Source organism: Amnibacterium sp. (genome assembly GCF_051956055.1).
Taxonomy (GTDB): Bacteria; Actinomycetota; Actinomycetes; order Actinomycetales; family Microbacteriaceae; genus Amnibacterium.
This window is the reverse complement of sequence record NZ_JBQCGC010000085.1, coordinates 1-8,369: the sequence shown is the minus strand read 5'-3', so window position 1 is coordinate 8,369 and position 8,369 is coordinate 1. Positions and strand designations below refer to the sequence as shown.

At 74.7% G+C, this 8,369-nt stretch carries 9 protein-coding genes; 3 read left to right on the top strand and 6 right to left on the bottom strand.

The genetic code is table 11. The features are described 5' to 3' along the window. Positions 1 to 99: 99 nt before the first annotated feature. The 3 genes from ACTHLI_RS12475 to ACTHLI_RS12465 form a co-directional block, all read right to left on the bottom strand. Positions 100 to 393 carry a hypothetical protein gene (locus tag ACTHLI_RS12475; protein ID WP_440184092.1) on the bottom strand — a complete coding sequence of 98 codons (294 nt, stop codon included), beginning with the start codon at positions 391 to 393 and terminating at the stop codon, positions 100 to 102. Positions 394 to 522: 129 nt separating this feature from the next. Beyond that, positions 523 to 1,188 (bottom strand): response regulator, encoded by a 666-nt coding sequence (locus ACTHLI_RS12470; RefSeq protein WP_440184090.1) that lies wholly within the window; start codon positions 1,186 to 1,188, stop codon positions 523 to 525. Further along, positions 1,185 to 2,315 (bottom strand): sensor histidine kinase, encoded by a 1,131-nt coding sequence (locus tag ACTHLI_RS12465; RefSeq protein WP_440184087.1) that lies wholly within the window; start codon positions 2,313 to 2,315, stop codon positions 1,185 to 1,187. Before ACTHLI_RS12465 ends, ACTHLI_RS12470 begins: the two co-directional genes overlap by 4 nt. A 103-nt stretch (positions 2,316 to 2,418) precedes the next feature. On the opposite strand from ACTHLI_RS12465, the gene clpS reads away from it, so the two are divergent. Then, positions 2,419 to 2,703 carry an ATP-dependent Clp protease adapter ClpS gene (clpS, locus tag ACTHLI_RS12460; protein WP_440184084.1) on the top strand — a complete coding sequence of 95 codons (285 nt, stop codon included), beginning with the start codon at positions 2,419 to 2,421 and terminating at the stop codon, positions 2,701 to 2,703. After that, the gene (locus ACTHLI_RS12455; protein ID WP_440184082.1) at positions 2,700 to 3,176 is read left to right on the top strand and encodes a DUF2017 family protein; all 477 of its coding nucleotides are present in this window, start codon (positions 2,700 to 2,702) and stop codon (positions 3,174 to 3,176) included. The genes clpS and ACTHLI_RS12455 overlap by 4 nt, the downstream gene beginning before the upstream one ends. Positions 3,177 to 3,300: 124 nt before the next feature. Here ACTHLI_RS12455 and ACTHLI_RS12450 read toward each other — a convergent pair whose 3' ends face one another. The 3 genes from ACTHLI_RS12450 to ACTHLI_RS12440 are packed head-to-tail and all read right to left on the bottom strand — an operon-like array spanning position 3,301 to position 6,661. Further along, entirely contained in the window at positions 3,301 to 5,406 is a 2,106-nt protein-coding gene (locus tag ACTHLI_RS12450) for a YhgE/Pip family protein (protein WP_440184079.1), read from the bottom strand. Continuing rightward, a complete protein-coding gene (locus ACTHLI_RS12445) occupies positions 5,403 to 6,017 on the bottom strand; it encodes a hypothetical protein (protein WP_440184076.1) in 615 nt (204 codons plus the stop codon). The genes ACTHLI_RS12450 and ACTHLI_RS12445 overlap by 4 nt, the downstream gene beginning before the upstream one ends. Then, on the bottom strand, positions 6,017 to 6,661 hold the full coding sequence (locus tag ACTHLI_RS12440) for a TetR/AcrR family transcriptional regulator (protein WP_440184073.1): 645 nt from the start codon (positions 6,659 to 6,661) through the stop codon (positions 6,017 to 6,019). The genes ACTHLI_RS12445 and ACTHLI_RS12440 overlap by 1 nt, the downstream gene beginning before the upstream one ends. A 93-nt stretch (positions 6,662 to 6,754) precedes the next feature. On the opposite strand from ACTHLI_RS12440, the gene ACTHLI_RS12435 reads away from it, so the two are divergent. Next, positions 6,755 to 8,041, top strand: a complete 1,287-nt coding sequence (locus ACTHLI_RS12435; RefSeq protein ID WP_440184070.1) for an adenylosuccinate synthase — start codon at positions 6,755 to 6,757, stop codon at positions 8,039 to 8,041. Positions 8,042 to 8,369: the final 328 nt, after the last annotated feature.

Genomic DNA, 8,369 nt, shown 5'->3' with positions numbered 1-8,369 from the left:
GGCGGGCTGGCCCGGGGGGGGCCGGCGGGGGGGGTCCCCGCCTCCGTGGTGCCGCCGTGCCGGGCCCGCGGCGCGCTCCTCTCCTCACCCACGAAGGGGTCAGCGGCGGGGCGGCCGGTTGGCGCGGAGCACCTCGAGGCGCGCGCGGTACTCGACCTCGTCGATCTCGCCGTTGGCGAAGCGCTCGGAGAGCGTCGCCTCCGGAGAGCGGTGCGGCCCGAACGCGGGGCCGCCGTACGCCTCCCACCGGCGACGCGCGCCCCTGCGCACCAGGAGCAGCACGACGACGAGGACGGCGATCCAGAACAGGGGGACGAGGAAGAAGAAGGGGAAGGGGAAGCCGAACCCGGGCCCGTACCAGTGGAAGGGGGGTGCGGCGAGTGCGGTGAGCACGATGCCTCCGATGCGGATGATGGACGGGTCCGGTCGGACCGTGCTGCCAGCGTCCGCCGATCCCGCCTCCCGCGCGTCACCCCGGGGGCGACACCCGCGCTGCTGCCCGGGAAGTACCGGAGGCGCGGGTCAGGGCTGCCAGCCGGGCGCGACGAGACCGGTCTCGTACGCCAGCACGACGAGCTGCACGCGGTCCCTGGCGCCGAGCTTGCCCATCACCCGCGAGACATGCGTCTTGGCGGTCAGGGGACTGAGGTACAACCGCTCCGCGATCTCCTCGTTGGTGAGCCCGGCGGCGACGAGGGTCAGCACCTCCCGCTCGCGGTCCGTGAGCACGGCGAGCCGCTCGGGGGCTTCGGTCCGGCGGAGGCCGCCGACCACGCGTTCGAGCAGCCGTCGTGTCGGCCCCGGGCTGAGGAGCGCGTCCCCGGCGTGCGCGACGCGGATCGCCCGCAGCAGCTCGGCCGGCTCGGTGTCCTTCACGAGGAAGCCGCTCGCGCCTGCCCGCACCGCCTCCGCGACGTACTCGTCGAGCTCGAAGGTGGTCACGACCACGACGTGGCAGTGCTCGAGGCCCTCGGTGCGCACGATCTCGCGTGTCGCCCAGAGGCCGTCGCCGTCCGGCATCCGGATGTCCATCAGCACGACGTCCGGTCGGGTGCGCCGGGCGACGGCGACGGCGTCCCGCCCGGTCGCGGCCTGGCCGGCGACGGTCATGTCGGGCTCGGCGTCGACGAGTGCGGCGAACCCGGCGCGGATGAGGGCCTGGTCGTCGGCGAGCAGCACGCGGATCATGGGGATCCCTCCGGGACGGGGATGCGGAGCACGACCTCCAGGCCGTCCTCGTGCGGGACGAGATCGAGCGAGCCGCCGAGCGCCGCGGCGCGTTCTCGCATCCCGACGATGCCGTTGCCGGCGGCCGGAGGGCGGGGACGCGCTCCCGGCATCCGGTCGCGGACGGTCGCGGTGACCGTGCCGCCGTCGCGACCGAGCGCGATCTCCACCGCGGCGCCCGGGGCATGCCGACGCGCGTTGGTCAGCGCCTCCTGCACCACCCGGTACATCGCCAGCTGCACGGCGGTCGACGGCCGCGGGTCGAGCCGGTCCTCGAGGTCGACGCGAGCGCCGGTGCGGCGCGTGTCCTCGACGAGGGCCCGCAGCGCCGCGAGATCCGGACCGGGTGTCCGGGGCGCCGACTCGTCGCCCCGGAGGACGCCGAGCACGCCGCGGACCTCCTGCAGCGCCTCCCGGCTCGCCGTCCGGATCGTCTCGAGCGCCTCGGTCGCGGCCTCCGGCCGGTCGCCGGCGAGGTGCAGCCCCACCCCGGCCTGCACGCTGATCGACGACAGCGAGTGGGCGAGCACGTCGTGCAGCTCGCGCGCGATGCGGAGGCGCTCCTCCTCGATCGCGGCGCGCTGGCGCTCCGCCTGCCTGCGCTGCTCGTCCTGGCGCCGCGCTCGCCGGGCGCGCAGGAACGCCCCGGCCCCGATCGCGACCAGCAGCAGCGCCATCGCACCGAAGCCCCGCGCGGAGTCGACGGGGTTGGGGCTGAGGAAGACCGTCGTGATCGAGACCGCGTAGGCCGCGACCACCGACGAGATCGCCCAGACGATGGCACCGGCTCGCATCGCGAGCGCGACGCCGATCGCGAACGGGAGGAGCGCGACCGGCGGCAGCGGCTGCAGCACGAAGGCGCTCATCGACGCTGCACCCGACAGCGCGGCGGCCGGCCCCGGGGCGCGCCGTCCGAGGAGCCCGACCGCGAGCGCGGATCCGCAGCCGAGCAGCCCGAACGCGATCCCTCTCGCCGGATCCCCGTGCGCACCGACGGCGATCGCCACGACGACGACCAGGAGGGACGCCACGGTGAGCGCCGCGGCCGCGCTGGGCCCGTGGGGTCCTGCTGCGGCCGGTCGCGTCACCGTCCGACCGTAGCCACCGCCGCGCTCTCCGGGGTACTCCCCGGGGAGCAGGCCGGCCTCCTCCGGTGCGACGGAAGCGACCGGGGGATGGCACCCTGGAGGGATGACCGACGTGCTCGAGGATCGCCGCCTCGACGAGCAGCTCGTGCTCGGCAAGCCGTGGACGCTCATCGTCTGGGACGACCCGGTCAACCTGATGACCTACGTCACCTGGGTCTTCACGAGCTACTTCGGCTTCCCGAAGCCCAAGGCGGAGCGCCTCATGCTGCAGGTGCACACCGAGGGCCGCGCCGCTGTGGTCACGGGCACGCGGGAGGAGATCGAGCGGCACGTGGAGGCGATGCACGGCTACGGGCTGCAGGCCACGATGCAGCAGGAGGACCGGTGAGGGTCCTCGGGGAGTTCCGCCGCAAGGGCGACGTCATCGAGCGCCGGTTCACCGGGTCGGAGCGCAAGATGATCGGCAACCTGGCGAACGGGCTCGCGGAGACCATGGCTGCGGCCGACGACCCGGCCGCGGCCGACGACGTCGTGCTGCAGCGTCTGCTCCCCGATGCCGTGCCCGGCGATCCGGAGGCGTCCGCCGAGTTCAGCGACGCGACCCGCGAGCGTCTCGCGGCGGCGAAGGCCGAGGGGGCGCAGCGCGTCGTCGCCGATCTCGACGCGGCGCCCGGCGGCGTGGTGCGGCTCGACCAGCAGGGGGCGATCGTCTGGGTGAAGGCGCTCGGCGACCTCCGGATCGCGCTCGCGGAGCGGGTCGGCATCGAGCACCTGCAGCATGCGACGACGCCGCAGGGGCTCGTCTACGCGTGGCTGACGTGGCTGCAGGGCAGCCTCATCGACGCGCTCGACACCCCCTGACCCGTCCCGCGGGTCGGGGTGATCTCGAGGCTCGCTGGCGCTCGCACCTCGATCACCGGGTGGGGTCGCCTCGTTCCGATGGTCGAGGTGCGAGCGGAGCGAGCCTCGAGACCATCCCTCCCGATCAGCCGCCGATGAGGGAGGGCTGGAGGTCCCGCAGCGTGCGGTGCCGGGTCATCCTGGCCGCGATCGCGGCGGTCAGCGCCACCGCGGCGACGAGCCAGAGGCCCAGCACGCCCGCGTCGCCCCAGGCGAGCGACAGGTCGCCGCCGTACATCACCTGCCGTAGCGCATCGACGCTGTACGCCATGGGCAGCGCGTGGTGGATCGCGGCGAGCGGACCGGGCAGCGTCTGCCACGGGAACGTGCCGCCCGCCGTGACCAGCTGCACGAGCATGAGGATCAGCCCGAGGAACTGGCCGACGCTGCCGAGCGCCGCGTTCAGGAGCAGGAGGATCGCCGCGAACGTCGCCGCGGTGAGCAGCAGCACGCCCATGGTGGCGACCGGGTGGACGATGTGGATCCCGAGCGGCCCGGTCGCGATGAGGAACAGCGCGACCATCTGCGCCGCGCCGAGCAGCGCGGGCGTGAGCCAACCGGCGAGCGCGACGCGGATCGGCTGCCGCACGGCGGTGATCGCTCGCCGGGACAGCGGCCGGAGGATCAGGAACAGCGCGTACGCGCCGATCCACGCGGACAGGCTGAGGAACAGCGGCGCGAGCCCCGCCCCGTAGGTGCCCGCGCTCGCGGTGTCCTTCGTGGCGACCGCGAGCGGGTCGCCGAGCGCGGTCGCCTGGGCGGTGCGCTGCTGCGCCGTGGTCGCGGGGATCGCGTCCGCACCCCGTGCGAGGCCGTTCCGGAGGGAGGCGGCTCCCGAGGAGAGCTTCGCCGTCCCGCTCGCGAGCGAGCTGCTGCCGCTCGCGGCCGACCCTGCGCCGTCGGCGAGCCGCTGCGTCCCGGACGCGAGCGACTGGGCGCCCGAGGCGAGCGAGCTCGCACCGGAGGCGACGCTGCGCGTGCCGGATTCGAGCGAGGCCGCGCCCGACGCCACGGCACGGCTGCCGGCAGCGACCCGGTCGGCTCCTGACGCCGCCTCCGCGGCCGCGGAGGAGACCTGGGTCGCCCCGCTGCTGAGCCGGTCCGCCCCCGAGGAGAGGGACGAGGCGCCCTGCGCGAGTGCGTCGGCCGAGGAGGCGGCGCGCGCGAGCGCCTGCTGCCCCGGCTGCAGGACGGCGAGGGCCTGCTGGACCTGCGCGGGCGTGAGCCCGTCGGCGGTGAGCTGCTGCGCGAGCGCCTCGCCTGTCGCGGTCGATCCCGCGGCCTGCTTCAGCGCGGTCGCGAGGGCGGCGTTCCCGGACGAGACCTGCGCCGCGCCGCTCGCGACGGACTTCGCACCCGCGGGCAGCGCCGAGGCACCGGAGGCGAGGTGGTGCAGGCCGGAGGCGAGGGAGCCTGCCCCGCTCGCGGTCCGCTGCGCGCCGGACGAGAGATCGGCGGCGCCGGAGGCGGCCGAGGCCGCACCGTCGAAGAGTCGCCCGGCGCCGGAGGCGGCGCTCGCGGCCCCGGACGCGGCGGTCCTGGCGCCCGCCGCGAGCGTGGCGGTGCCGTCGGCGAGCTGCTGCGCGCCCGACTTCGCGACGTCCGCGCCCGACGCGAGCCGGGAGGCCCCGTCCGTGGCGTCGGTCAGCTTGCCGCGGATGTCGGACAGCGAGACCAGGAACTGCTTCGCGGCGGTCGTGCCCACCTGCGAGGCGATGCGGTCGCGCACCTCCGTCGTCACCTGCTTCGCGATGGTGGAGGACAGGTAGCTGTTCGCGTCGTTCGTGGTGAGCTGCAGCCGCGCCTTCGTCGGCGCGGTCGTCCCGGCCGAGGCGAGGTCCTTCGAGAAGTCGCGCGGGAACGTGACGACGAAGTCGACGCCGCCGTTCGCGAGCTCGCGCCGCGCCTCGTCGGCGCTGAGCACGTGCCAGTCGAACGAGCCGTCCTTCACGAGCTCGTCGGCCGCCTGGCGCCCCCGATCGACCGTCGTGCCGCCGCTCGTGGTGCCGGTGTCGGCGACGACGATCCCGGCGGGCACGTTCGCGAACCGCCCGTAGGGGTCGAGGTTGCCCCACAGGTACATGCCGCCGTAGAGCAGCGGCACGGTCATGAGCGCGACGAACGCGAGCACACCGAGCTTCGTGGAGGTGAGGCGGCGCAGCTCGGTGCGCAGCAGGGTCAGGATCGTCATCGGTCGATCGCTCCGGTCGGGATGGCGTCGGACAGGGACTCGCGGACGGCGGCGCCGCCGATCACGAGCACGGGCAGCCCGCGGGCGGTGAGGTCCTCCGCGATCCGGCGCCAGCCGACGGCGTGGCCGCCGTGGCGCTCGGGGGAGGTGAGGACGAGGGCGCGGACGCCGTCGCGGAGGGCCGCGAGCTCGAGCAGCAGCCGGATCCGGTCGGTCGGCGGGAGGTCGAGGATCGGGGCGCGGCTCCACCGGTCCAGGTCGAGTGCGGTCAGCAGCGCCTCGGCGTCGCCACCGCGCGACGGCCGGCCGGCGAAGCGCAGCTCCTCGCGTACGACGCTGCGCACGGGGAGGGAGGGTGCGGGCTCGGCGACGACGGGGGTGTCGACGAGCGCGACCGCGCGGCGGAGCGCCGCGGCGTCCGCGGCGCCGTCGAGGAGGACCTCGCCGCGGTCCGGCACGAGGCGCCCGGCCGCGATGAGCGACGCGAGCATGGGCCCCCGGTCGCCCTCCGCCACGGCGACGCCCGCACGTTCCGCGTCGAGGCGCGCGCTGAAGGGCGGCAGCGCGGGCGTGCGCTCGTCGCCGACCGCGGCCGCGATGATCTCGAGCATCAGTGGTCCTCCTCCGGCGCGAGCCGATCGGCGTGGCGCTCGAGCACGGCGCCGGCCTCGCGCCACGACAGCCCCAGCGCGCCGAGGCCGCTGAGGACGACGAGGCGCCGCCCCTCCTGCCGCGAGACGGGGCTGCGGAGGCTCTCGTCGAGCACGGTGAACGCCGCGCCCTCGATCAGGCGGGCGACGGTCTCGGCCGGCAGGTGGGTGCGCCCGGCGCCGGCGCGCCCGGCCGCCTCGACGTCCGCGACGATGCGCGCGTGGAGCGGCCCGAGCGCGCCGCCCAGCACCTGCTCCCGGAGCGGTCCGCGGACCACGGTCCGGGTCATCGCGCGGACGTGCTCGACCTCGTCCCAGACCAGGCGCCCGACGAGCGCGCGGTCGCGCACGGGGTCGGGGTCGTGGACGTCGGCGACGGCCGCGGCGACCCGAGCGGCGCCGAGCGCGGCCAGCTCGGCGACGAGCGCCTCGCGTGAGGCGAAGTGGCCGTACACGGACCGTCTCGTCAGGCCGGCGCCCGCGGCGATCGCGTCGAGCGACGCGTCGGGGTCCCGGTTCAGCAGCGCGCGGGCCGCCTCGAGCAGCGCGGCCCGGTTCTTCGCGGCGTCCGTGCGTGGCGCGCGCACCCGGGGCTGATCGGTCATGCCGACAGTCTACGCCTAACTTGCACACCGACGTGCAAGTTAGTACCGCAGTGACCTCGGATAGGTTTGGATCCCAAGAGGAAGGGACCTCTCATGCCCGCGATCGTTCTGATCGGCGCCCAGTGGGGCGACGAAGGCAAGGGCAAGGCGACCGACCTGCTCGCCGGCCGAGTCGACTACGTCGTCAAGTTCAACGGCGGCAACAACGCCGGGCACACCGTGGTCATCGGCGACAAGAAGTTCGCGCTGCACCTGCTGCCGTCCGGCATCCTCAGCGACGGCGTCGTCCCGGTGATCGCGAACGGCACCGTGATCGACCTCGAGGTGCTGTTCCACGAGCTCGACGCGCTCGGTGCGCGCGGGGTCGACGTGTCGCGCCTCCGGGTCTCGGCGAACGCGCACGTCATCACGCAGTACCACCGCACGATCGACAAGGTCGCCGAGCGCTTCCTCGGCAAGCGGCAGATCGGCACCACGGGGCGGGGCATCGGGCCGACCTACGCGGACAAGATCAACCGCGTCGGGATCCGCATCCAGGACCTGTTCGACGAGGGAATCCTCCGGCAGAAGGTGGAGGGGGCCCTCGACCAGAAGAACCACCTGCTGCTCAAGGTGTACAACCGCCGCGCGATCGGCGTCGACGAGGTCGTCGCCGATCTGCTGCAGTACGTCGACCGGCTCCGGCCGATGGTGGCGGACACCGCGCTCGAGCTGAACACGGCCCTCGACGAGGGACGGACCGTCCTGTTCGAGGGCGGCCAGGCCACGATGCACGACGTCGCCCCCGGCACCTACCCGTTCGTCACCTCCTCGACCGCGACGAGCGGGGGCGCCGCGACGGGCTCCGGTGTCGCCCCGAACCGCATGGAGCGGGTCATCGCCGTCGCGAAGGCGTACACGACCCGGGTGGGCGCGGGGCCGTTCCCGACCGAGCTGTTCGACGAGTCGGGGGAGTTCCTGCGCTCGAGGGGCTTCGAGTTCGGCACGACGACCGGGCGTCCCCGGCGCACGGGCTGGTTCGACGCGCCGATCGCGCGCTACGCGCAGCGGATCAACGGCGTCACGGACTTCGTGCTCACGAAGCTGGACGTGCTGACGGGGCTCGAGCGCATCCCCGTGTGCGTGGCGTACGACATCGACGGCCGTCGGGTGGAGGAGGTGCCGGTCAGCCAGTCCGACTTCCACCACGCGACCCCGATCTACGAGGAGCTGCCCGGCTGGAGCGAGGACATCACCGGCGCGCGCAGGTTCGAGGACCTGCCCGGGACCGCGCAGGACTACGTGCTCGCGCTCGAGGAGATGAGCCGCGCCTCCATCTCGGTGATCGGCGTCGGGCCGGCACGCGACGGCGTCATCGTCCGCCGCGACCTCCTCGGCTGACCCCGGCTCCTCTCCGCCGGTCGAGGTGCCAGAGGCTCGCAGGCGCTCGCACCTCGATCACCGGGTGGGGGTGGAGGAGTGGCCGTGCGTGCCCTGCTCCGCTGGTCGAGGTGCGAGCGGAGCGAGCCTCGAGACCATCCCGACACCGCCGGGTCCTCAGTGCTCGGCGGCTCCTGGACGGAGGCGGGTCTCCTCGAGATCGAGCAGCGCCTGCGCGCGGTCCTCGATGCGCGGCGGGTACACCCCGAGCCGTCTGAGCTCCAGCAGGTGCTCCCGCTCCGCCTCCACGACGGCCAGCCGGAGGCGCCGGAACAGCCGGTGCGGCGTG

What these genes read in the sequence shown, in the direction of transcription:
- ACTHLI_RS12470 (WP_440184090.1), bottom strand. Translation starts at nt 1,188, where the DNA reads ATGATCCGCGTGCTGCTCGCCGACGACCAGGCCCTCATCCGCGCCGGG.
- clpS (WP_440184084.1), top strand. Translation starts at nt 2,419, where the DNA reads ATGACCGACGTGCTCGAGGATCGCCGCCTCGACGAGCAGCTCGTGCTC.
- ACTHLI_RS12450 (WP_440184079.1), bottom strand. Translation starts at nt 5,406, where the DNA reads ATGACGATCCTGACCCTGCTGCGCACCGAGCTGCGCCGCCTCACCTCC.
- ACTHLI_RS12445 (WP_440184076.1), bottom strand. Translation starts at nt 6,017, where the DNA reads ATGCTCGAGATCATCGCGGCCGCGGTCGGCGACGAGCGCACGCCCGCG.
- ACTHLI_RS12440 (WP_440184073.1), bottom strand. Translation starts at nt 6,661, where the DNA reads ATGACCGATCAGCCCCGGGTGCGCGCGCCACGCACGGACGCCGCGAAG.
- ACTHLI_RS12435 (WP_440184070.1), top strand. Translation starts at nt 6,755, where the DNA reads ATGCCCGCGATCGTTCTGATCGGCGCCCAGTGGGGCGACGAAGGCAAG.